Origin of the sequence: Microbacterium sp. BH-3-3-3 (assembly GCF_007679045.1) — a bacterium.
Taxonomy (GTDB): domain Bacteria; phylum Actinomycetota; class Actinomycetes; order Actinomycetales; family Microbacteriaceae; genus Microbacterium; species Microbacterium algihabitans.
This window is the reverse complement of the sequence record NZ_VEFS01000002.1, coordinates 48,800-70,540: the sequence shown is the minus strand read 5'-3', so window position 1 is coordinate 70,540 and position 21,741 is coordinate 48,800. Positions and strand designations below refer to the sequence as shown.

At 71.1% G+C, this 21,741-nt stretch carries 22 protein-coding genes; 10 read left to right on the top strand and 12 right to left on the bottom strand.

The window, feature by feature from the left end:
* Window positions 1–16: 16 nt before the first annotated feature.
* From FS769_RS08130 to FS769_RS08120, 3 genes are all read right to left on the bottom strand, one after another.
* Window positions 17–1,600, bottom strand: a complete 1,584-nt coding sequence (locus FS769_RS08130; RefSeq protein WP_144832183.1) for a xylulokinase — start codon at window positions 1,598–1,600, stop codon at window positions 17–19.
* Window positions 1,597–2,313 (bottom strand): L-ribulose-5-phosphate 4-epimerase, encoded by a 717-nt coding sequence (locus tag FS769_RS08125; protein ID WP_144785930.1) that lies wholly within the window; start codon window positions 2,311–2,313, stop codon window positions 1,597–1,599. Before FS769_RS08125 ends, FS769_RS08130 begins: the two co-directional genes overlap by 4 nt.
* 231 nt (window positions 2,314–2,544) lie before the next feature.
* Window positions 2,545–3,513, bottom strand: a complete 969-nt coding sequence (locus FS769_RS08120; protein ID WP_144832180.1) for a LacI family DNA-binding transcriptional regulator — start codon at window positions 3,511–3,513, stop codon at window positions 2,545–2,547.
* 66 nt (window positions 3,514–3,579) lie between these two features.
* Here FS769_RS08120 and FS769_RS08115 point away from each other — a divergent pair, with 66 nt between their 5' ends.
* The gene (locus tag FS769_RS08115; protein ID WP_144832177.1) at window positions 3,580–4,332 is read left to right on the top strand and encodes a hypothetical protein; all 753 of its coding nucleotides are present in this window, start codon (window positions 3,580–3,582) and stop codon (window positions 4,330–4,332) included.
* A gap of 10 nt (window positions 4,333–4,342) precedes the next feature.
* On the opposite strand, the gene FS769_RS16815 is transcribed toward FS769_RS08115, so the two are convergent.
* The 3 genes from FS769_RS16815 to xylA all read right to left on the bottom strand — a co-directional run bounded on the left by FS769_RS16815 (window position 4,343) and on the right by xylA (window position 7,482).
* Window positions 4,343–4,510, bottom strand: coding sequence for a hypothetical protein (locus tag FS769_RS16815; RefSeq protein ID WP_186325481.1), 168 nt, complete (start codon window positions 4,508–4,510; stop codon window positions 4,343–4,345).
* A 136-nt stretch (window positions 4,511–4,646) separates the two neighbouring features.
* A complete protein-coding gene (gene xylB, locus FS769_RS08110) occupies window positions 4,647–6,038 on the bottom strand; it encodes a xylulokinase (protein WP_144832174.1) in 1,392 nt (463 codons plus the stop codon).
* A 256-nt stretch (window positions 6,039–6,294) separates the two neighbouring features.
* A complete protein-coding gene (gene xylA / locus FS769_RS08105) occupies window positions 6,295–7,482 on the bottom strand; it encodes a xylose isomerase (protein ID WP_056224126.1) in 1,188 nt (395 codons plus the stop codon).
* Between the two features lie 149 nt (window positions 7,483–7,631).
* On the opposite strand from xylA, the gene FS769_RS08100 reads away from it, so the two are divergent.
* Window positions 7,632–7,835, top strand: coding sequence for a type II toxin-antitoxin system VapB family antitoxin (locus FS769_RS08100; RefSeq protein WP_144832171.1), 204 nt, complete (start codon window positions 7,632–7,634; stop codon window positions 7,833–7,835).
* Window positions 7,832–8,245 (top strand): PIN domain-containing protein, encoded by a 414-nt coding sequence (locus FS769_RS08095; protein ID WP_144832169.1) that lies wholly within the window; start codon window positions 7,832–7,834, stop codon window positions 8,243–8,245. Before FS769_RS08100 ends, FS769_RS08095 begins: the two co-directional genes overlap by 4 nt.
* 12 nt (window positions 8,246–8,257) lie before the next feature.
* Here FS769_RS08095 and FS769_RS08090 read toward each other — a convergent pair whose 3' ends face one another.
* Window positions 8,258–9,154, bottom strand: a complete 897-nt coding sequence (locus FS769_RS08090; RefSeq protein ID WP_144832166.1) for a triacylglycerol lipase — start codon at window positions 9,152–9,154, stop codon at window positions 8,258–8,260.
* An 87-nt stretch (window positions 9,155–9,241) separates the two neighbouring features.
* Complete coding sequence (locus FS769_RS08085) at window positions 9,242–9,727, bottom strand: glutathione peroxidase (protein ID WP_056224130.1); 486 nt, start codon at window positions 9,725–9,727, stop codon at window positions 9,242–9,244.
* Window positions 9,728–9,796: 69 nt separating this feature from the next.
* On the opposite strand from FS769_RS08085, the gene FS769_RS08080 reads away from it, so the two are divergent.
* Both FS769_RS08080 and FS769_RS08075 read left to right on the top strand, forming a co-directional pair.
* On the top strand, window positions 9,797–10,957 hold the full coding sequence (locus tag FS769_RS08080; RefSeq protein WP_144832163.1) for an ROK family transcriptional regulator: 1,161 nt from the start codon (window positions 9,797–9,799) through the stop codon (window positions 10,955–10,957).
* Between the two features lie 88 nt (window positions 10,958–11,045).
* Entirely contained in the window at window positions 11,046–12,293 is a 1,248-nt protein-coding gene (locus FS769_RS08075) for a D-arabinono-1,4-lactone oxidase (RefSeq protein ID WP_144832160.1), read from the top strand.
* Between the two features lie 257 nt (window positions 12,294–12,550).
* Here the strand turns inward: FS769_RS08075 and FS769_RS08065 are convergent, their stop codons facing one another.
* Window positions 12,551–13,279: an SDR family oxidoreductase gene (locus FS769_RS08065; protein ID WP_144785922.1), complete on the bottom strand. Its 729-nt coding sequence runs from the start codon at window positions 13,277–13,279 to the stop codon at window positions 12,551–12,553.
* Window positions 13,280–13,516: 237 nt separating this feature from the next.
* Here FS769_RS08065 and FS769_RS08060 point away from each other — a divergent pair, with 237 nt between their 5' ends.
* The 5 genes from FS769_RS08060 to FS769_RS08040 all read left to right on the top strand — a co-directional run bounded on the left by FS769_RS08060 (window position 13,517) and on the right by FS769_RS08040 (window position 19,060).
* Window positions 13,517–14,215, top strand: coding sequence for a nucleoside/nucleotide kinase family protein (locus FS769_RS08060; RefSeq protein WP_144832157.1), 699 nt, complete (start codon window positions 13,517–13,519; stop codon window positions 14,213–14,215).
* Complete coding sequence (locus FS769_RS08055; RefSeq protein ID WP_144832155.1) at window positions 14,212–14,988, top strand: ATP-binding cassette domain-containing protein; 777 nt, start codon at window positions 14,212–14,214, stop codon at window positions 14,986–14,988. Before FS769_RS08060 ends, FS769_RS08055 begins: the two co-directional genes overlap by 4 nt.
* Entirely contained in the window at window positions 14,985–16,070 is a 1,086-nt protein-coding gene (locus FS769_RS08050; protein ID WP_144832152.1) for an ABC transporter permease, read from the top strand. The genes FS769_RS08055 and FS769_RS08050 overlap by 4 nt, the downstream gene beginning before the upstream one ends.
* A 75-nt stretch (window positions 16,071–16,145) precedes the next feature.
* Complete coding sequence (locus FS769_RS08045; RefSeq protein ID WP_144832150.1) at window positions 16,146–17,135, top strand: ABC transporter substrate-binding protein; 990 nt, start codon at window positions 16,146–16,148, stop codon at window positions 17,133–17,135.
* Between the two features lie 461 nt (window positions 17,136–17,596).
* A complete protein-coding gene (locus tag FS769_RS08040; protein ID WP_144832147.1) occupies window positions 17,597–19,060 on the top strand; it encodes a mannitol dehydrogenase family protein in 1,464 nt (487 codons plus the stop codon).
* Window positions 19,061–19,226: 166 nt separating this feature from the next.
* On the opposite strand, the gene FS769_RS08035 is transcribed toward FS769_RS08040, so the two are convergent.
* From FS769_RS08035 to FS769_RS08025, 3 genes are read right to left on the bottom strand one after another with little or no spacing between them, the layout of a single operon-like run.
* Window positions 19,227–20,354 carry a carboxylesterase gene (locus tag FS769_RS08035; RefSeq protein WP_144832145.1) on the bottom strand — a complete coding sequence of 376 codons (1,128 nt, stop codon included), beginning with the start codon at window positions 20,352–20,354 and terminating at the stop codon, window positions 19,227–19,229.
* A complete protein-coding gene (locus tag FS769_RS08030; protein WP_144832142.1) occupies window positions 20,351–21,277 on the bottom strand; it encodes a hypothetical protein in 927 nt (308 codons plus the stop codon). The genes FS769_RS08035 and FS769_RS08030 overlap by 4 nt, the downstream gene beginning before the upstream one ends.
* Window positions 21,271–21,732 carry a hypothetical protein gene (locus FS769_RS08025; RefSeq protein ID WP_144832139.1) on the bottom strand — a complete coding sequence of 154 codons (462 nt, stop codon included), beginning with the start codon at window positions 21,730–21,732 and terminating at the stop codon, window positions 21,271–21,273. Before FS769_RS08025 ends, FS769_RS08030 begins: the two co-directional genes overlap by 7 nt.
* Window positions 21,733–21,741 lie beyond the last annotated feature (9 nt).

Below are 21,741 nucleotides of genomic sequence, written 5' to 3'. Positions count from 1 at the left end.
GTTCCTTTTCGGGTGATCAGAGGGATGCCACGGCGGCGGCCTCGACGGCGAGGCCTGCGCGGTAGCGGTCGAGGTAGGACGAGAAACCGGCCACGTCGGCGGGTTCGGGGTCGGCGGTGACGATCGGGGCGGTGGCGAACACCGTCTCGCGCAGCCACTGGTCGAGGTCGCGGCCGGAGTCGTCGGCGACGTACGCCGCGAGCACGGCCATGCCCCACGCCCCGCCCTCCGACGCCGTTTCGGCGACCGCGACGGGGGCGTCGAGGGCGGCGGCGAGGAAGCGCTGGGCGACGCCGGCCGTGCGGAACATGCCGCCGTGCGCGTACATCTTGTCGAGCTGCACGCCCTCGCCGTGGAGCACGTCCATGCCGAGCGCGAGGGTGCCGAACACGCCGTAGAGCTGCGCGCGCATGAAGTTCGGCAGCGTCAGACGACTGTCGGGGGTGCGTACGACGAGCGGCCGGCCCTCGTCGAGATCCGCGATGGGCTCGCCCGCGAGGTGGTTGTAGGCCAGCAATCCGCCGGCGTCGGCCTCGCCGTTCAGCGCCGCGTCGAAGAGCGCCGCGTAGGTGGCATCCGGGGTCACCGGGGTGCCGGCGGCGGCGGCGAACGCGGTGAACATGTTCGCCCACGCGGCCAGCTCGCTCGCGCCGTTGTTGCAGTGCACCATCGCGACCGCATCTCCTGCGGGCGTCGTGACGAGGTCAAGCTCGTGGTGCACCTCGGTGAGCGGGCGCTCGAGCACGACCATCGCGAAGATGCTCGTGCCGGCGCTGACGTTTCCGGTGCGCGGAGCCACGGCGCAGGTCGCGACCATGCCGGTGCCCGCGTCGCCCTCCGGAGGAGCGAACGGGATGCCGGGGCGCAGGGTTCCGCTCGGGTCGAGCAGCGTCGCACCGGCGTCGGTCAGCGCGCCGGCGGCCGTGCCCGCCACGAGCACGCGCGGCAACAGGTCGTTGAGCGCGGGCACCCGGCCCGCGGCGAGCGCGTCGTAGCGCGCGACGAGCTCGGCGTCGTAGTCGCGGGTGGCGGAGTCGATGGGGAACATGCCCGAGGCATCGCCCACGCCGAGCACCTTCTCGCCGCTCAGCTTCCAGTGCACGTACCCGGCGAGGGTGGTGAGGAAGCGGATCTCGGGGACGTGGGGCTCGGCGTCGACGACGGCCTGGTGCAGGTGCGCGATCGACCAGCGGAGCGGAATGTTCACGCCCAGCAGATCGGTGAGCTCGGCGGCTGCGACACCGGTGTTGGTGTTGCGCCACGTGCGGAAGGGCGCCAGCAGCTCACCATCGGCGTCGAACGCGAGGTAGCCGTGCATCATCGCCGACACACCCATCGCGGCGTAGCGCTCGGGGGTGACGCCGAAGCGCTGCCGCACGTCGGCGACCAGGGCGGCGTACGCGGCCTGCAGGCCCGACCACACGGCATCCAGCGAGTAGGTCCAGAGCTTGTCGGCGTAGACGTTCTCCCACTCGTGGGAGCCGGTGGCGAGCACCTCGGCGTCGGGGCCGATCAGGCACGCCTTGATGCGGGTGGAGCCGAGTTCGATGCCGAGGCTGGCGCGGCCTTCTTCGAGCAGTGCAGTGATGTGGGCGGTCATCGGCGGTCGTCCGTGCTCTGTCCGTAGACGTTCTGGTAGCGGTTGTAGAGGGCGTCGATCTTGTCCTGCGGGATCGGGATGAGCGGGCCCGCCTCGCGCGCGATGTGCACGGTGCGGGCGACGTCTTCGAGCATGACGGCGGCCTTGACGGCGTCCTTCGCGTTCGTGCCGATCGTGAAGGGACCGTGGTTCTGCATGATCACGCCGCGCGAGCGGTGGCCGCGCAGGGTCTCGACGATGCCTCGGCCGATCGAGTCGTCGCCGATGATGGCGAACGGGCCGACCGGGATGGGTCCGCCGAACTCGTCGGCCATCGCGGTGATGACGCAGGGGATCTCTTCGCCGCGGGCGGCCCAGGCGACGCCGTAGGTGGAGTGCGTGTGCACGACCCCGCCGACCTCGGGCATGTTCCGGTACACGTAGGCGTGCGCCGCGGTGTCGCTCGAGGGGCTGCGCTCGGAGCCGGGCGTGCCGGGGATCGCGTTGCCGTCGAGATCGCAGAGGATCATGTTCTCGGGAGCCAGGTCGTCGTACGAGACGCCGGAGGGCTTGATGACGAACAGGTCGGCGCCGGGAACGCGGCCCGAGACGTTGCCGCCGGTCCAGACGATGAGGTTGTAGCGCACGAGCTCGGCGTGCAGTTTCGCGACGTCGGCGCGGACGGCGTCGATCGCCTCCTGCACCTCGGGTGCGAACGTGGCGGCAGCAGACACGCGTGTCTCCTTCGACGGGGTCGGGTGGGGCCGGGTTCGATGTTACCGGTAACATCGCGTCTTCGCGAGAGCGGATGTCGGCGGCCGGGCTGACCCCGAGAGCGGCCGTGCAGCGACGTCGGTGCAGAACTCCGGAGATCCGCGCCGCCGGTTCCGGTCGAACGCCGAGGTCGCCGGGCTGAGGAAGCCGCGCCGGCGGGTTTTCCGGAATTCGGCCCGGGGGCCGACCGCTCAGCGCGGCGAGGCCGTCGACGCGCGTATCACCAGCACCGGTGCCGCCGGGGACGCCGAGGCATCGCCGAGCACGGCCGCGACCGCGTGCGCGGCCTCGCCCTCGACGTCGAGGCGCACGGTCGTGAGCGCGGGGGTGTAGAACGCGGCATCCGGATTGTCGTCGAATCCCGCGATCGAGACGTCACCCGGCACCGCGAGGCCTCGGGCGGTGAGCCCCCCGATGAGACCGAGAGCCATCTGGTCGTTGGCGACGGCGACGGCCGTGACCCCCTTGCGCACGCGGGCGGCGACGGCCTCAGAGAGCGCGAAGCCGGATGCCGCACTCCAGTCGCCCTCCGCGCGATCGACGAGCTCGAGGTCGAGGCGGGCGACGGCGTCTGCGACCCCCGCCGTGCGGGCGAGGGATTCGCGCCAGTCGGAGGGACCGGCGACCTCGATGATCCGACGGTGTCCGAGGTCGGCGAGGTGTTCGACGACGAGCGCGGCCGCGTCGCGCTGGCGGGCCCCGGATTCGCCGTACAGCGGCACGATCGGCACGTCGAAACCGTCGAGGGCGGTGGCGCCGTGGGCGGCGACCAGCACGATCCCATCGACTCCCTGATCGAGCAGGTGGCGCACGGCGGCGTCGATGTCGGCCGGGTCGTCGGAGTCGGTGTACGCGGTGGAGATCCACCGACCCCGCGCCCGCGCGGCCCGTTCGAGGGCGGCGATGCCGGCGGCGGGTCCATGCAGGACGGCGTCGGATGCCACGACCCCGACCGTGCGCGTGAGGCTCGTACCCAGCGCACGGGCGGCGTTGTTGACCCGGTAGTCGAGGGCGGCCACCGCATCGAGCACGCGCTCGCGGGTCGCCTCGCGAATGCCCGGATACCCGTTGAGCACGCGAGAGACGGTCTGCGTCGAGACCCCCGCAGCGGCGGCGACCTCGCGCACGCCGATGCGCCTGCCCCCGACCTCGCCGCTCATGGTGACTCACAGTAGTGGGGCGCAACCCCCTCGCTGCACGCCGTCCTCGCGGGGTGCCATGTGGGCATGATCGCTGACACCGGCGTCCCCCGTCCTTCCCGGGCCCCCTTTGCGCGAGCCCTCGGCGCGCTGCTCGACGGCGCCTTCGCGGCGATCCGTCTCGCGCGCGCTCCCCGCCCGATCCATTCGCGGGGCGTGGTGTTCGAGGGGCGGATCCGCTGGATCCCGGGCGCAGCGCCCGCTGGCGTGTCATGGATCGACGACGCCCCGCCCCATGGCGTCCCGGTCGTCGCCCGGCTGTCGCGCTCGATCGGCCTGCCCGCGCCGCTGCCCGACGTCGTCGGCCTCGCTCTGCGGGTCACCCACGACGGGCGTCCGGTCGACATCGAACTGGCGTCGACCGGATGGTCGATCCCGGCACGCTTCACCCTCATGCCGCATCGACGCGCCGAGCGAGCGCGATTCGGCACCCTGCTGCCGTACCGGGGCCCGCGCAGTGCCGTGCTGCTCGGAGCGCGCACGCGATCGGGACGGCCTCGGGCGACCGACCCGCGCCGCCTGTCACTCGCGACCGCGACCACACCCGACGACGGCGTCGAGTGGACGCTCACCCTGGGCCACGCGTCGGCGCTGGGGGCGTGGCATCCGTTCGCCGTCGCCGAGTTGACGGTCTCGCCCGACCAGGACGATGCCGGGCTCCGATTCGACGCGGTGCGGCGACCCCTGCCCGGAACGCGGGCCTACGCGTGGGTCCGGGCGGCGCGTCAACCGTCGTACGAACGGGTGCAGGCAGAGGGGGCGACGCTCCGGATGCCGTGACGCTGCCCGATCAGCCCGACGATGCGGGCACGTACCGTGGCATCCCCCCGCTGTCCCCGTCGCGCACCCAGGTCATACCCTCGGCCTCGATGAGGTCTTCACGGGCGCCGGAGGACGCGTCGAGGTCGACGTCGACCTCGCGCTCGAAGGATGGGGCGTGGAGCCGGATGCGCGTCATGCGCTCAGGCTGGATCCCGCCCGGCCCGCACGCGAGACGGTTGACAGGGAGCGCTCCCGCAGAGAGTCCGCCGACGCCCCCCTTACAAGACGCCGACGGACCCGCCTCTACTTTGGCCTATGAGTGCGCTGTGTCACTACTCCGTCGCACGCAGAGCCGCCACCACGTCGTACCGCTCGCGGATCCCGGGGCGGTGGTCGGGCTCGACCGCCCGCGTGGTGGATACCGTCCACTCGACCGGACCGCCGGCGAGCACCCCCGCCGCCTGGCGCGCCGCGCCCAGCGCGACGTACTCACCCGCGGCCGGGACGACGATCTCGGCGTCGAACACCTGCGCGGCGATGCGGGCGACGCCCTCGTTCGCGGCGGCACCGCCGATCAGCAGCACGCGGCGCACCTCGACTCCCTGCGCCTCGATTGCCTCGAGCCCGACGGCGAGCCCGCTCAGCATGCCTTCGACGGCGGCGCGCGCGAGATTCGGGCGGTTCGTGGATGCCAGGGTCAGGCCGGTCAGCGAGGCCTGCGCGTGCGGCAGGTTGGGCGTGCGCTCGCCCTCGAACCACGGCACGAGCACCACGCCGCCGGCACCGGGCTCGGCCTCGAGTGCCAGGGCCCCGAGCTCGTCGTGGGACACGCCGAGGAGCCCCGCGAAGGCGTCGAGCACCCGGGCGGCGTTGAGGGTGGCCACCAGGGGCAGGAAGCGCCCCGTGGCGTCGGCGAAGCCGGCCACCGCGCCCGTCGCATCGCGGGCCGGGGTGTCGGTGACGGCGAACACGGTGCCCGAGGTGCCGAGCGAGACGACCACGTCGCCCACGCCCGCGCCGAGGCCGAGCGCCGCGCCGGCGTTGTCTCCTGCCCCGGGGCCGACGAGGGCGCCGCCGGGCAGCGTCCCCGCGCTCTCCCACGGACCGAGCACGCGCGGCAGCACGGCATCGTGCCCGAGGGCGCGTCGGAATAGGTCGAGGTCGTAGCCGTCGGCGCCCCAGTACGCGGTGCCCGAGGCGTCGGACCGGTCGGTGACGAGCTCCTCGAGAACGGCGTTGCCCGGGCCGAATCCGCGCAGACGCCAGGTCAGCCAATCGTGGGGCAGGGCCACGGCGGCGACGCGCGCGGCGTTGTCCGGCTCGGCGTCGCGCAACCATCGAAGCTTGGTGCCGGTGAACGAGGCGACCGGCACGGCACCCGTCCGCTCGGCGAACGCCTCCGCGCCCACCTCGTCGATGAGGTCGCGCGCGGCCTGCGCCGACCGGGTGTCGTTCCAGAGCAGGGCGTCGCGGATGACGGCCCCCTCGGCGTCGAGCACGACCATGCCGTGCTGCTGACCCGCGATCGACACCGCGGCGACATCGTCGAGACCGCCGGCCTGGGCGATGGCATCCTGAAGCGCTTTCCACCACGCCTCGGGATCGACCGACGTGCCGGCGGGGTGCGACGCGCGCCCCTCGCGCACGACCTTCCCGGTCTCGGCGTCGACGACGACGACCTTGCACGACTGCGTCGACGAGTCGACTCCCATGACGAGCGCCATGCTCTGCCCTTCTGTCCGCCGCGCCTCCGTCGGCGCGGTCCGAGTTGTCTGTGTTGCGGGGTGCGGCCCCGTGGCGCCGAGGCCCCGTCTCGCCCCGCCCTCTTGAGTGTCCAAAACACCCGGAGACTTTTCGAATTCGTCCGGGTGTTTCGGACACTCAGCGTACGGGCGGGATGCCGAGCGGGATGCGCGACTCGACCGCAGCGGAAGTGACGCGAAGGGGCCCGGATGCCGCGGCATCCGGACCCCTTCCGACTCAGCGCGCGCCGAGCAGGTGCTCGGTGGCGAGCTGCTGCAGGCGGACGAAGCCGAAGCCCTTGCCGCCGAGGTACGCGTCGGTGTCGAAGTCCTCGTAGGCCGAGCGGTCGGCGAGGAAGTCGTCGTAGGTCTCGCCCTCGTTCAGCGTCGGCTGCGCGAGCTCGGCGACCTTGGCGGCCTCGAGAGCTGCCTGCACCTCGGGGTCGGCGCGGAAGGCCGCGGCGCGCTCCTTGAGCAGCAGGTAGGTGTTCATGTTGGCCGACACGGAGTCCCAGACACCGGTCTCGTCCTCGGTGCGCGAGGGCTTGTAGTCGAAGTGACGGGGGCCGTCGTACGCGGGCACGCCGCCGGGGCCGCCGTTCTCGAGCAGGTCGACGAGCGCGAAGGCGTTGTGCAGATCGCCGTGGCCGAACACGAGGTCCTGGTCGTACTTGATGCCGCGCTGACCGTTGAGGTCGATGTGGAAGAGCTTGCCGTGGTACAGCGCCTGGGCGATGCCGGCGGCGAAGTTCAGGCCCGCCATCTGCTCATGGCCGACCTCGGGGTTCAGGCCCACCAGCTCGGGGCGCTCGAGCGAGTCGATGAACGCGATCGCGTGTCCGAGCGTGGGCAGCAGGATGTCGCCGCGGGGCTCGTTGGGCTTGGGCTCGATGGCGAAGCGGATGTCGTAGCCCTTGTCGGTGACGTAGTCGCCGAGCAGGTTGACGGCCTCACGGTAGCGCTCGAGCGCCTGGCGGATGTCCTTCGCGGAGTCGTACTCGGCGCCCTCGCGGCCGCCCCACATGACGAAGGTCTTCGCGCCGAGCTCGGCGGCGAGGTCGAGGTTGCGCAGCACCTTGCGCAGCGCGAAACGACGCACCTGGCGGTCGTTCGAGGTGAAGCCGCCGTCCTTGAAGACGGGGGCCGAGAAGAGGTTGGTGGTCACCATCGGCGTGACGATGCCGGTGTCGCTCATCGCGCCCTTGAGGCGGTCGATCTGCTTCTGACGCTCGGCGTCGGTGGAGCCGAAGGCGAAGAGGTCGTCGTCGTGGAAGGTCAGGCCGTAGGCGCCGAGCTCGGCGAGCTTCTCGACGACGTGCACGACGTCGAGGGGCTCACGTGTGGGGCCGCCGAAGGGGTCGGTGCCGTTGTAGCCGACGGTCCAGAGACCAAACGAGAACTTGTCGTCGCGGGTGGGGGTGGGCATTCCTGCTCCTTCGCATGGACGCACGAGCGCGCGGTGGCGCGCAGCGGGTTTGTTGGTGCTCACAACATATATCCCGGATGCCGCGGCGTCCACCCCCTCTCACCGCTTCGGCCGACATATACTGGGATATATAGCGAAGGGGGCTTCCCATGGCACTGACCAGCGTCGACCTCGATCCACGACTCATCGAACGCGCGCGGATCCTCACCGGAGCACCCTCGAATCGCGCGGTCCTCGACCTCGCCCTCCGCCGTCTCATCGCTTCCCAGCAGAAGGACGCGATGATCGCCGGAATTGCCGGACTGACGGACCTCGAGGCCGGGCTCGATGCGCCTGTCGCCTCGACGTCGTGACCGACTACCTCGTCGACAACTCGGTCTGGGCGCGCTTGGCCTCAGGCGACCCGGCCATCCGCGATCGGCTCGAACGCATCGCGCGATCGCCTTCCGACCTGTTCGTGACGTGCCCGCCGCAGGTGGTGGAGTTCTGCCACAGCGCACGCTCGCCCGAGGAACGCGCGCACTACCGCGAGCAGATCTCGCTGGGATTCCCTCTCGAACGGGCACCGGACGAGACGCTCGCCGTCGGCATCCAGTCCGCACTCTGGAACGCCGGCCTCGTGCGTGCCGCGGGCACCGTCGACATCCTGATCGCGGCGTACGCCATCGCGAACGACGCGACGGTCCTGAGTTCTGATCACGACTTCGCTCACATCGCCGCGGTGAGCGATCTGGCGTACGAATACGTCGCGCCGACGAACTGAGTCCCGCTCGGATCACCGCCGGAGAGCGGCGTCGACCACGTCGAAGACCTGCGGATCCCACGTCAGCGCGCGCTCCCACGGCAGGCCGAACCCGTCGGCGAAGAAGATGCTGTGCACGTGGTCGGGGAAGGAGTGCCGATCGATGCGAGGAACGACGGCCGCCGGCACATCGTCGGCCCGACCGCTGCGCAACGACACGAGCCCGTCGTGCGGCCAGAGCTGCGCCGGCTCGGTGGCGGCGGCGAAGTACCCCGCCCCGATCGCCGTGACCGCCACGTCGTCGAGCACTCCGGCCTGCGCCTCGTTCCAGGTGCGGAGGAACCGCCGCGACACCTGCTCGGCCGCCCCTTGCGAGTTCGCCGCCGCATAGGCACGCGCCTGGTCGAGGATCGTCGTGGTCGCCGGGTCGCCGTGCGCGTCGGCATCCGTGATGTCGCCCGCGACGGCGTCGCCGAGCACCGCGCCGTCCCAGGGCGTGCCGAGGGTCACGAGGTGGTCCACCCGCGGGGCCGCCCCGGCCAGCTCGCGGATCGCCGCGCGCGAGAACAGACCGCCCATGGAGTGCGCGACGAGATCGACACTCGAAACGGCGTACTCGACGGAGAGCCAGCGGAGGAATGCGGCGAGCGCCACGCCCGCGTGGTCGACAGCGCCGACGGCGTTGATCGTCAGCTCGGCGGGCAGCACGACCGGGACGTCGCCGAAGCCCTGCCACCCGGCATCCGCTTCGACCGTCCCCGCACCGATGCGGGCCGGAGCGGTGAAGACCTGCCGCCCGGCCGCACGGTGGTGCTCGCGGAGGGCGGTCAGCGTGTTGCCCGCCGCGAGCCCCGACCCGGCACCCCGGTCGGTGTCGGTGAACGGGGTGACGGCAGCGCCGCCGGAGACGAGAACGACGGCATCGGCCACGGCAACTCCTCAGAGGGTCGGATGCCGCTCAGATTAGGGCACGGCTCCGACATCGCGGGGACACCCGCGCGCCTGGCTGAGGGGGGATCAGGCCGGGAGCGCGTCCTCGATCGCGGCGACGACCTCGGGGGCGTCGGGCAGCGTCCGCGGGCTGAAGCGGGTCACCCGACCATCGGGGGCGACGACGAACTTCTCGAAGTTCCACGAGATGCGGCCGGTCTTGCCCTCGGCATCCGGAGTCGTCGTGAGCTCCTTGTACAGGGGGTGGGCGCTGCGCCCGTTGATCTTGACCTTCTCCGACATCGGGAAGGTCACGCCCCACGTCGCCGAGCAGTACTCGGCGATCTTGTCCTCGTCGCTGAGCTCCTGCAGGAACTGGTTGCTGGGGAAGCCGATCACCGTGAAACCGCGGTCGGCGTACTTCTTGTGCAGCGCCTCGAGCGCCTCGTACTGCGGGGCGAGGCCGCATCGCGAGGCGACGTTCACCACGAGGGCGGCCTTGCCGTCGGTCAGCTCGCCGAAGGTCGTCTGCTCGCCGCGGATGGTCGTGATGGGGATGCCGGAAAGGTCCATGCTCCGATCCTGGCACCGCGCGGTTGTGGTCGGGGTGGGAATCGGCCTCGCCCGTGGCACAGTGGTCGGATGGTCACCGCGGGCAGCCGGGGCGACGGCATGCGCCGCGCCAATCTGGCCCTCGTGCTGCGCACCGTGCACCGTGAGGGACCGCGCTCGCGCGCCGCGCTGACCGAGGCGACGGGCCTGAACCGCTCGACCATCGCCGACCTCGTGGGCGAATTGCAGCGCGCGGGACTCGTCGTCGAACGGGCGTCCGAGGCGCAGGGCCGCGTCGGCCGCCCCTCCCCCATCGTCGAGCCCGACCCGCGTGTCGTCGCCGTCGCCGTGAACCCCGAGGTCGACGCCCTCGACATCGCAGCGGTCGCCCTGGACGGGTCGATCATCGCGCGCGAACGCCTCGACCAGTCGACGCTGCTCACGCCCGAGCGCACGGCCGAGCTCGTCGGCATCCGCCTCGATTCCTGGCGCCGCGGGCCGCTCGCCGACTCCCGTCTTGTGGGCGTGGGGGTCGCCGTCCCCGGTCCGGTGCGCGCATCCGACGGGCTCGTACGCGAAGCCCCGCACCTCGGCTGGATCGACGCCGCCCTCGCCGGTCTGATGACGGATGCCACGGGCCTGCCCACCCACGTCGCCAACGACGCGGCGCTGGGCGCCGTGGCCGAGCACCTGTTCGGGGCCGCGCGCGGAGCGCACGACGTCGTCTACCTCAACGGCGGCGCGAGCGGTATCGGCGGGGCGGTGATCGTCGGTGGGATGCCGCTGGGCGGGGCGGGCGGCTACGCCGGGGAGTTCGGGCAGAACAGGCCCGGCATCGCCGATCCCGACGACCGTCGCGCGCCCGAGGGGGTGCTCGAAGACGAGGTCAGCCGGTCGCTGCTGCTGAGAGCGCTCGGCATCGAGGGCGCTGACGACGCGGCCCTCGCAGCGGCGCTCACCCGCAGCACCGATGCGGCGGTGCGGGCCGAGACCGATCGACAGCGCCGGATCCTCGCCACCGCCCTCGCCAACGCCGCGAACGTGATGAACCCCGCGGTCATCGTGCTGGGCGGGTTTCTCGCGATCCTCGGCGACCTCGACCTGCCCGGTCTCGACGCCGCGGTGCGCGCGCAGACCATCCCCGCCTGCGCGGAGGGTCTGCGCCTGGCAGCCGCCGAGCTCGGCGAGAACCGTCTACTGGTGGGCGCGGCCGAGGCCGTGTTCGAGGCCGCGCTCTTCCCGGCCCGCTGAGCGCGGAACACCTCCCGAAACCCTCCACCCGCGCCCCGATGTCGGAGGTCCGGGGCAGGATGGGTGAGCGACGACGCGAGGAGAACCGATGATCGAGACACGCTCCGCCGGGGCCACCTGGTCGGGCAACCATCAGTACCGTGCCCGCGAGGTGCTGCTGCCGACCGGGCCCGACGAATTGGCCGAGGTCGTGGCATCCGCCGATCATCTGCGCGTGCAGGCGACCCGCCACACGTTCAACGACGTCGCCGACAGCGAGTCCACCCTCGTGTCGCTCGAGAAGATGCCCACGCGCATCGACATCTCCGGTGACCGGGCGCGTGTCGAGGGGCTCCTGACCTTCGCCCAGCTGGCTCCCGTGCTCGAAGCCGAGGGCCGCGCGCTGCACAACCTCGGGTCACTCCCCCACATCTCCGTGGCCGGCGCGACGGCGACCGGCACCCACGGTTCAGGCGTTCGCAACGGCAATCTCTCGAGCGCCGTGACGGGCGTCGAGCTGATGGATGCCGAGGGCCGCACGCACCGCATCGACGAAGCCCACCCGTGGTTCGGCGCCGCCGCGCTCAGCATCGGCGCCCTGGGCGTGGTGACGGCCCTCGAGCTGCGCACCGAACCGACCTACGCCGTCACGCAGCAGGCGTACACCGGAGTCGCTTGGGCCGACATCATCGCCGACCCGATCGCCGTGCTCGGCGGCTCGCGCAGCGTCAGCATCTTCACGACCTGGGGAGACCCCGCGCACGACCTGGTCTGGGCCAAGAGCGACACGGGGTCTCCGACGTGGGTCGAAGAGCTCGGCGGCACCGCCGTCGGCGATGACATCCACCTCGGCAGCATCCGCACCGTCGACAACACGACGCCGCGCGGCACCTCCGGCCCGTGGCACACGCGCCTGCCGCACTTCCGTGCCGACGCCCTCCCCAGCGACGGCGACGAGATCCAGTCGGAGTACTTCGTTCCGCTGAGCTCGGCGGCCGAGGCCCTCGCGGCCGTCCGCGAGATCGCCCCGGGCTTCGCCGAGCACCTCCTGGTGACCGAGCTGCGCACGGTCGCCGCCGACGAGCTGTGGCTGAGCCCCGCGTATCAGCGCGACGTCCTCGCCATCCACTTCACGTGGCGCAACGACACCGCGGGGGTGCTGTCGGCCCTTCCGCACGTCGAGGCAGCCCTCGCGCCGTTCGACGCGCGGCCGCACTGGGGCAAGGCGTTCACCATGCCCGGCGAGCGGATCCTCACGACGCTGGCACGCGCGCACGATTTCGCCGCGGTCGCCCGCGAGGCCGACCCCCGCGGCGTCTTCCGCAACGCCTACCTGCGGCGCATCTTCGGCGACTGATCAGCCTCACCCAGGTCCCTGAGCCTCACCCAGGTCCCTGAGCCTGTCGAAGGGACCGGAACCCCCGCCCCACCCAGGTCCCTCAGCGTCACCCAGGTCCCTGAGCCTGTCGAAGGGACCGGAACCCCCGCCCCACCCAGGTCCCTGAGCCTCACCCAGGTCCCTGAGCCTGTCGAAGGGACCGGAACCCGCGTGCCGCCAACACTTCACCACGAGACGACGCCGCCCACCGCGGCGCCGCCTCACGGCATCCGGGATCAGCGGCTGGAGTAGCCGCCGTCGATGGGGAGCGAGACGCCCGAGATCATTCCCGCGCCGTCGCCGAGCAGGAACACGATCGGGGCCGCGATGTCGTCTTCGGTGGCCCACTTGTGCAGCGGCATGGCCTCGAGGAAGGGGCCCTCGATGTCGGGACGCCCCCAGTACCAGGCCGACATCGGGGTCATGACGACCGTGGGGTTCACGCTGTTGACGCGGATGCCGTAGCCGCCGAGCTCGAGGGCGGAGACCCGCGTGATGTTGTCGAGGGCGGCCTTCGACGATCCGTACGAGATGTGACCCGAGAGGGCGACGAGGCTCGCCTGGCTCGAGACGTTGACGATCGCCCCGCCCTTGCCGACGCGGATCATCTCGCGCGAGGCGTACTTGGTGACCAGCAGCGAGCCGCGGGCGTTGATGCGCATGACCTTGTCGAAGACGTCGATGTCGGTGTCCATCGGGGTCGCGATCTCGCCGCCCCAGCCGCCGCAGTTGACGACGCCGTAGATGTCACGACCCTCGATGGCCGCGCGGATCTCGTCTTCGGATTCGAGGTCGAACACGACGGGCTCCGCACCGGTCTCGGCGCTGATCGCGGCGACGCTGTCGGCGTCGCGACCGGCGGCGAGGACCGTCGCGCCAGCGGCGACGAGGTGACGAACGGTCGCCCCGCCGATGCCGCCACCGGCTCCGGTGACGAGGATGGTGCGGTCGGTGAATTCGGTCATGGGTGGGCTCTTTCACGGGTCCGGGAGTCGAGGACGACGGCAGTGTCGTCGGGGCCCATGATAACCACAGAATCACGCGGATGACTTCGGTGTCATGACGAATTGATCACGGACCTTGACACCGGTGTCACGGTGGGCTTACCGTAACCGGAGTTCGACCGGTGGACACCCCCGCCGGACCCGCTTCATCGACGCAGCACTCCGCCGTGGTGCGTCGCCCGGAAGGACCACACCGCTGTGACCCACACCTCGGAGAACGACGCGACGACCGCCGCCGCGACCGTGCACCTCGACGATCTCGTCGCCCGTGCCCGGCAGCTCGCGGCGTCGGGCGAACGACGCATCCTGGGCGTGGCCGGCACCCCCGGCGCGGGCAAGTCGACAGTGAGCGACGCCCTGCTCGCTGCCCTCGGCGACGACGCGGTGCTCGTGGGCATGGACGGGTTCCACCTCGCCAACGAAGAACTCGTGCGACTCGGTCGTCGCGACCGCAAGGGGGCTCCCGACACCTTCGACGTCGAGGGCTACATCGCCCTGCTCGATCGCATCCGCGCCGGACACGAGGTCTACGCCCCCCGCTTCGACCGCACCCTCGAGGAGTCCATCGGCTCAGCGGTGCTCGTCCCCGCGGGAGTTCCGCTCGTCATCACCGAGGGCAACTACCTGCTCCACGACGAGTTCGGGTGGGATGCCGTCGCCTCCCGCCTCGACGAGGTGTGGTTCCTCGACATCGACTCGCCCGCGCGCCGCGAGCGCCTCGTCGCGCGCCGACTCTCCCACGACCACCCCTACGACGAAGCCGTCGCCTGGGTCCGCGAGGTCGACGAGCGCAACGCCCTCGTCGTCGAGCGCGGGCGCGAGCGCGCCGACCTCGTCGTCACCGTCTCCGACGCCGCCGCCGGCGGCGTCGGCCACCACGAAGGAGCTTCTTCATGAGCACCACCACGGCCACGCCCGTGCTGCAGGCGCGGGGTCTCTCGCGCCAGTTCGGGTCCGTCCGCGCCCTGCACAACGTCGACTTCGAGGTCTACCCCGGAGAGGTCACCGCCCTCATCGGCGACAACGGCGCCGGCAAGTCGACGCTCGTGAAGGCCCTCTCGGGCAACCTCGCGATCGACGAGGGCGAAATCCTCTTCGACGGAAAGCCCATCGACATGTCGAACCCCCAGGTCGCCTCCGGCCTCGGCATCGAGACGGTCTACCAGGACCTCGCGCTCGCCCCTCACCTCGACCCGGTGCAGAACATGTACCTGGGCCGCGAGATCCGCCGCCCGGGCCTCGCCGGTGCCCTGGGCTTCATGAAGACCAAGGACATGGCGAAGGCCTCCCGCGACGCGTTCGACGAACTCGGCGCCACCGTCCGCAGCCTCACCTCCCCCGTCGGCGAGATGTCCGGCGGCCAGCGCCAGGCGATCGCGATCGCCCGCGCGGTGCACTGGGCCTCGCGAGTGGTGTTCCTCGACGAACCGACCGCTGCGCTCGGCGTGCGTCAGACCAAGAACGTGCTCGAAACCATCCGGCGCGTGCGCGACAAGGGCATCGCCGTGGTCTTCATCTCGCACTCGATGCCCCACGTCATCGACGTGTCGGACCGTATCCAGGTCCTGCGCCTGGGCACCCGCGTCGCCAACATCAACGCCAAAGACACCTCCATGGAAGAGCTCGTCGGACTCATGACCGGCGCCGTCACGAAGGACGACCAGAAGTGAGCACCAAGACTCCTCCCACCGAGACCGTCGCCATCGGCACGTTCGACGACAACCAGAAGGTCAACCCGTTCCGCGCGGTGCTGCGCACCCAGGCGTTCCAGATCCTCCTGGTGCTGCTCGCGATCATCATCGTCTTCAGCATCATCGCGCCCGAGTCCTTCGCGCAGTGGTCGAACTTCCGCCTGATCATCCAGAACGCCTCGATCCTCGCGGTGCTCGCGGTCGGCATGACCTACGTGATCATCACCGCCGGCATAGACCTCTCGGTCGGCTCCGTCCTCGTCTTCTCCGGCGTCGTGTCGGCGCTGACGATGCGCGCCCTCGGCGGCGAAGGCTGGGGCGTCGCCACCGTCGGCATCATCGTCGCCGTCCTGAGCGGCGTGTGCTGGGGGCTTCTGAACGGCTTCCTCATCGCGAAGGCCAAGATCCCGCCGCTCATCGTCACGCTGGGCTCGCTCGGCATGGCGCTCGGCCTCGCGCAGATCCTCACCGGTGGCGTCGACGTGCGCGACGTGCCCACCGTGCTGACCGTCTCGATCGGCTACGGCAACGTCTTCGGCACCGTCCCGATCATCAGCGTCATCGCGCTCGTGGTCGTCGTGATCGGCGCGATCGTGCTGCACTACACGAAGTTCGGCCTCTACACGCTGGCCGTCGGATCGAGCGAGATCGCCGCCCGCCGGGTCGGTGTGAAGGTCGACGCGCAGCTGATCAAGATCTACACGATCTCCGGCGCCCTGGCCGGGCTCGGCGGCATCCTGTCGCTCTCGCAGTTCTCGACCACCGCGATCGCGGGGCAGTCGCAGACCAACCTGAACGTGATCGCGGCCGTCGTGATCGGCGGCACTTCGCTCTTCGGCGGCGTCGGCACGATCATGGGCACCGTCGTGGGCCTGTTCATCCCCGCGGTGCTGCAGAACGGCTTCGTCATCACGGGCGTGCAGCCCTTCTGGCAGCAGGTCGCGGTGGGCGCGGTGCTGATCACGGCGGTCTACGTCGACCAGGTGCGCCGCACCGCCGCCACCCGCGGCAACTCGCAGGGCCTCTGGCGCAAATTCCTCAGCGGAGGTCGGCGCGGCTGAGCCGCGGCGGCATCCATTCCCTCTCCATCCCTTACCAACCCGACAGCAGTACTCGAAACAAGAACGGTGATCACAATGAAGTGGAACAACAAGGCGACCGCGCTGGCGGTCTTCGGTGTGGCGGCGACCCTCACCCTCGCGGGCTGCTCGGGCGGCTCGGCGTCGGGCGGCGCGTCCGGCGGATCCGACGGCGGCTACAAGATCGCGTTCGTGCAGGGCGTCGCCGGAGATGAGTTCTACATCTCCATGCAGTGCGGCATCCAGGCCGAGGCAGAGAAGGAAGGCGCGACCGTCACCACGCAGGGCCCCGAGAAGTTCGACCCGACCCTGCAGAAGCCCATCGTCGACGCCGTCGTCGCCTCCAAGCCCGACGCGCTGCTGATCGCCCCCACCGACGTGTCCGCCATGCAGGCGCCCATCGCGGCGGCCGAGGCCGCCGGCATCAAGGTGGTCCTCGTCGACACGACGCTGGAAGACCCCTCCGGCGCGGTCTCGCAGATCTCCTCCGACAACAACGGCGGCGGCGCCGCGGCGTTCGAGGCGATCCAGAAGGCCAACCCCAACGGCGGTAAGGTGCTCGTCGTCTCGACCGACCCGGGTGTGTCGACGACCGACGCGCGTGCCCAGGGCTTCGAAGACGCCGTCGCCAAGGACAGCAAGTTCAGCTCCGTGGGCGTGCAGTACTCGCACAACGAGCCCTCCACCGCCGCCGAGATCGTCACCGCGGCCCTGCAGAAGGACCCCGACATCGTCGGCATCTTCGCCGCCAACCTGTTCGCCGCCGAGGGCTCCGCCACGGGTGTGCAGCAGGCCGGCAAGCAGGGTCAGGTCACGATCGTCGGCTTCGACGCTGGTCCCGCGCAGGTGAAGGCCCTCGAGGCCGGCACCGTGCAGGCCCTCGTCGCGCAGGAGCCCGCCACCATCGGCCAGGACGGCGTGCAGCAGGCCATCGCCGCCCTCAAGGGCGAGCCCACCGAAGCCAAGATCCAGACCGGCTTCACCATCCTCACCAAGGACAACATCGACACCGACGGCAAGGACGCGGTGTACAAGTCCAGCTGCTGATCGACACCCCTCTCGCGTGAGGGGTCACAAACGGTCGCCTGGGCCGCTCCCAAGCGACACCAAGTGACCCCTCACGCGAGATGAATCCCGGATGCCGGGATCCGGAGCGACTGCCCGGGTCCCGGCATCCGCCCCTCTCCTCTCGGTTTGGGGCGGGTTTCGTTGTTCGGGGCGAGAAAATCCCGCCCCGAACGACGGAATCCGCCCCGAACCCGCCCACCCCTCCCTCCACACCAGGTCCCTGAGCCTGTCGAAGGGCCGGGACCCACCGGGCTCCCGCAACACCAGGTCCCTGAGCCTGTCGAAGGGACCGGGACCACCAGCCCCCGGACTCGCGCAACCCCAGGTCCCTGAGCTTGTCGAAGGGCCCGGGACCACCTGCCCCTCCCGCGCGGAGGCTTCGACAGGCTCAGCCACCGGACTCGCGCACCCGCCCCTCTCCACGAACCACGGAGCCCCGCATGACCGACCTCACCGCCGCCGCCCTCCCCTCCCTCGCGGCGAACGTCTCCGTTCCGACGTACGACAGGTCGGCCGTGCGCTCGCGCATCGTGCACTTCGGTGTGGGCGGCTTCCACCGGGCGCACGAGGCCATGTACCTCGACCGCCTGCTCGAAGCCGGCCACACCGAGTGGGGCCTGTGCGGGGTCGGGGTCTTGTCGTTCGACGCGGCCATGCGCGATGCCCTCGCCGCGCAAGACGACCTCTACACCCTCGTCACCACCGCCCCCGACGGCACCTCCGCGGCGCGCGTCGTGGGCTCGATCGTCGAGTACCTCTTCGTGCCCGACGACCCCGAGGCGGTCGTCGCCAAGCTCACCGACCCCGACACCGCGATCGTCTCGCTCACCATCACCGAGGGTGGTTACGGCATCGACGACGCCACCGGCGACTACGCCCCGCGCGACGAGGCGACCCTGGCCGACCTCGACGGAGCGACCCCTCCGCGCAGCGTCATGGGCCTGCTCACCGAGGCTCTCCGTCGACGCCGGGATGCCGGCATCCCGGCCTTCACCGTCATGTCGTGCGACAACATCCAGGGCAACGGACACGTCGCCCGCGCCGCCCTGCTCGGTTTCGCCGAGCGGCGCGACGCCGCGCTGTCGGGCTGGATCGCCGAGAACGTGTCGTTCCCGAACTCGATGGTCGACCGCATCACCCCCGTGACCACCGACGAGACGCGCGACGCGATCGCCTCGGAGTTCGGCATCCGCGACCGTTGGCCGGTGCGCAGCGAGTCGTTCGAGCAGTGGGTTCTCGAAGACGCCTTCCCCGCCGGCCGTCCGCCGTTCGACGAGGTCGGGGTGCAGCTCGTCGACGACGTCGAGCCCTACGAGCTGATGAAGCTGCGCCTGCTCAACGCCTCGCACCAGGCGATGAGCTACCTCGGCATCCTCTCGGGCACGCACTACGTGCACGAGGTGTGCACCGACCCGCTGTTCATCGACTTCCTGCAGGGCTACATGCACGACGAGGCGATCCCGACGCTGCGTGCGGTTCCGGGGATCGACCTCGACGCGTACTGCGACCAGCTCATCGCCCGTTTCGGCAGCGAGGCGATCCGCGACACCCTCGCGCGTCAGGTCGTCGACGGCTCGGACCGCCTGCCGAAGTTCCTGCTGCCCGTCGTGCGCGAGCAGCTCGCCTCGGGCGGACGCATCGACCACGCGGCCCTCGTGCTCGCGGGCTGGAGCGTCTTCCTCGAGGGGCGGACCGAGTCGGGCGAGCAGACCCCGGCCGTCGACAGTCGTCTCGACGAGCTGCGCGCGATCGTCGCGGACGATCCCGCAAGACTGCTCGACTACGCGCCGGTCTTCGGCGACCTCGGGCAGAACCCGCGCTTGCGCGAGGCCTACCTGGCGGCGCGCGCGTCGCTGGCCGCGCGCGGCGCCCGTGGCGCGATCGCCGAAGTCAACGGCGCGTGAGTCCCGCGAACGCAGGTGGCTGAGCCTGTCGGAGCTATCGGCCCCCGCTCCTTGCCGGTCCCTTCGACAGGCTCAGGGACCTTCGACAGGCTCAGGGACCTTCGACAGGCTCAGGGGCCTTCCACAAGCCCAGGGACCTCCGACGATCTCAGCGACCCTCGTCCTCTCAGAGACGCCGCAACCACCCGGCGATCCCGTCGTGGAAGCGCTCGGTCTCCTGGTTGGCCTCGTTGCAGTGTCCGGTGGCGTCGAACGCCAGGAGCTCGGCATCCGGATGCCGTTCGACGTAGGCGACCGACCCCGAGAACGGCACCACCGGGTCGACCCTGCTGTGCACGATGAGGGTCGGGATGCCGGGACCCGGGCGCTGCGGTCCGACCCAGGTCAGCGCGCGGGCGTCGACGGCCTCGACGAGGCCGAGGGCACGGGCACCCACGGGGCTGCCGAGCACGCGCATCGAAGCGGCCGCCACGGTGCGCGGCAGGTGAGCGGATGCCACGGCGTTCTCGACGATGCGCGTCCAGTCCAGCGCCGGGGCGACGAGCACGAGCCCGACGAGGGCGTCGCGATGGGCCGACTGCTCCGCCGCGAGCATCGCGATGGTGCCGCCCATCGACCAGGCCACGAGCACGATCTCGCGTGCCCCGCGTTCCACCGCGTAGGCGATGGCGTCGTCGACGTCGCGCCACTCGCGCGTGCCGAGCGTCGAGGGCAGGGTGTCGGCGGGGGCGCACTCCTCGTCGCCGGCGTACGACACGACGAGCGATATCCACCCGGCGTCGACGGTCGCCGGAGCCGACCGCAGCGCACCGTTGCGGCTCGAGCGCAGGCCGTGCACGTGGATGGTCCACCGCCCGTCGGCCGTGGCCTCGTCGCCGATCTCCCACGCCTCGGCCACCCCGCCGCGGCGGAGCGGAATCGACACGTGCCGTGTGGGACCGACGTCTTCGGGGGCGCCGATGTTCTGCGAGGTCCACGCGGCGATCACCTCGCCGTCTGCGAGACCCGAGGGACGTTCGAGCACGGTGCGCACCACGCGGTCGCCGTCGGTGCGGACCACCTCGCCGACCCTCAGGTGCGACCCGTCGTCGAGCCGCAGACCGTAGGTGCCCGGCTGCAGACTGTCGGCCGTGGCGGGGACCGAGACGGTGTCGCCCTTGATCAGGGCGGGCGAGAACACCTTTGGTGCGCGCGGTGCGATCAGCCTCCGCGCGACGTACCCGGCGAGGGCGGTGTGCGCGAGGGCGACCGTCGCGGCGGTCGCACCGGCGCCGATGGCGAGCGAACGAATCATGAGCGAGCTCCCGAGGTCTGACGGGTGAGGTGGGCGTCGACGTCGTCGAGCAGGGCGCGCTGATCGGCCGCGAGCGGCGTCGAGGTGGCGATGGCGGCGTCTTCGATCGCGACCCGCAGAGCGTGCAGACGCGTGTCGGCGACCGCATCGGCGGCGAGCCCCGGCGGCATGCTCACACCGCGTTCACGAGCGACCTCGTCGACACGCGCGAGCAACGTCTCGCCACGTCGGTGGATCGCGGTGGTGGTCCTCGAGGCCACGAAGATCCCGATGACGAACGAGACGACACCGAGGTAGAACAGCGGGTCGAACAGGGCGCTGACGACGGCGTTCGGGGCGAAGAAGCGCGTGAGGGTCAGATCGACGATCTCGCTGACGCATCCCGCCACGATCCCCACGGCACCGAGGCGGAAGAACACCCGCGTGCGCGTCAGCGACACCCTCGCCGACGCGCAGAGCAGCGCCCCGACGAAGGCGATCCCGGCCATGTGAACCACGCCGTAGAACCAGGCGCCGGTCGAGGTGGCTGCGGCCTCTTCCAAGAAAAAGAACGACGACGCGGTCCTGTCGGGCATGGCGGCGAAGAAGACGACGACGAACACGACGCCGAGCACGATCGGCACACGCCACCGCAGGGTGCGCACGCGGGCGGTCACCGGGGCGGTGCCCGCCTGCACGCCGAGCCACAGCGCGACCATCGTGAGCACGTTCTGCACCAGCTTCAGCACGTTCGTGCCCCCGAGTGCACCGTCGAGCACCTCGAGCGGCACCACCGTGCCCTGGGTGAGCAGCGCCACCACACCGACCGCGGCGGCGAGCCACGCGATGCGTGCCCGCGGCTGCTGCCACGCGACCCGCGCTCGCAGCACCACCACGAGGAGCAACCCCGCGAGCGCCGCATCGATGAGCAGCACCGTCACCATGACGACTCGGCCACCCTCGGCGAGGCGTACAGCAGACGCGCGATGCGGTGAGCGACGTGCTCCGCGACGAGTTCCGCCTCGTATTCCGGAGTCGTGAGGCCGGGAGCGGCGTGGGGCGACGCCGCGGAGCGCTCGTGCAGCGCCCCCGAGCAGTGCGCGTCATCGAGAAGATGCCCCAGTTCGTGCGAGGCGGCGAACTGGCTGTAGACGGTGGCATCCGAGGCCCGCACGTGGATGCTGCCCTCGCGCCGATCGGCGAAATACGCCAGGAAGCCGGTCATCGTGCCCCAGTGCGCCGTGTCGATCTCGGGCACGATGGTCAAGCGGATCTCGAGGGCCTTCTCGACCGCCGCGACGACGTCGTCGAAGGTCATCCCCGGGGTCAGTGCGGCGCGGCGGAACGCCGCGTCTCCGCGCTCACGCACGCGAGTGAGGATCTCGTCCGACTCGTTCACGACCGTTCC

Bases quoted from the DNA above. Each gene is read 5' to 3' on its own strand.
- FS769_RS08130 (WP_144832183.1), bottom strand. From the start codon at position 1,600: ATGACCGCCCACATCACTGCACTGCTCGAAGAAGGCCGCGCCAGCCTC.
- FS769_RS08120 (WP_144832180.1), bottom strand. From the start codon at position 3,513: ATGAGCGGCGAGGTCGGGGGCAGGCGCATCGGCGTGCGCGAGGTCGCC.
- FS769_RS08115 (WP_144832177.1), top strand. From the start codon at position 3,580: ATGATCGCTGACACCGGCGTCCCCCGTCCTTCCCGGGCCCCCTTTGCG.
- FS769_RS16815 (WP_186325481.1), bottom strand. From the start codon at position 4,510: ATGACGCGCATCCGGCTCCACGCCCCATCCTTCGAGCGCGAGGTCGAC.
- xylB (WP_144832174.1), bottom strand. From the start codon at position 6,038: ATGGCGCTCGTCATGGGAGTCGACTCGTCGACGCAGTCGTGCAAGGTC.
- xylA (WP_056224126.1), bottom strand. From the start codon at position 7,482: ATGCCCACCCCCACCCGCGACGACAAGTTCTCGTTTGGTCTCTGGACC.
- FS769_RS08100 (WP_144832171.1), top strand. From the start codon at position 7,632: ATGGCACTGACCAGCGTCGACCTCGATCCACGACTCATCGAACGCGCG.
- FS769_RS08085 (WP_056224130.1), bottom strand. From the start codon at position 9,727: ATGGACCTTTCCGGCATCCCCATCACGACCATCCGCGGCGAGCAGACG.
- FS769_RS08080 (WP_144832163.1), top strand. From the start codon at position 9,797: ATGGTCACCGCGGGCAGCCGGGGCGACGGCATGCGCCGCGCCAATCTG.
- FS769_RS08075 (WP_144832160.1), top strand. From the start codon at position 11,046: ATGATCGAGACACGCTCCGCCGGGGCCACCTGGTCGGGCAACCATCAG.
- FS769_RS08065 (WP_144785922.1), bottom strand. From the start codon at position 13,279: ATGACCGAATTCACCGACCGCACCATCCTCGTCACCGGAGCCGGTGGC.
- FS769_RS08055 (WP_144832155.1), top strand. From the start codon at position 14,212: ATGAGCACCACCACGGCCACGCCCGTGCTGCAGGCGCGGGGTCTCTCG.
- FS769_RS08045 (WP_144832150.1), top strand. From the start codon at position 16,146: ATGAAGTGGAACAACAAGGCGACCGCGCTGGCGGTCTTCGGTGTGGCG.
- FS769_RS08040 (WP_144832147.1), top strand. From the start codon at position 17,597: ATGACCGACCTCACCGCCGCCGCCCTCCCCTCCCTCGCGGCGAACGTC.
- FS769_RS08035 (WP_144832145.1), bottom strand. From the start codon at position 20,354: ATGATTCGTTCGCTCGCCATCGGCGCCGGTGCGACCGCCGCGACGGTC.
- FS769_RS08030 (WP_144832142.1), bottom strand. From the start codon at position 21,277: ATGGTGACGGTGCTGCTCATCGATGCGGCGCTCGCGGGGTTGCTCCTC.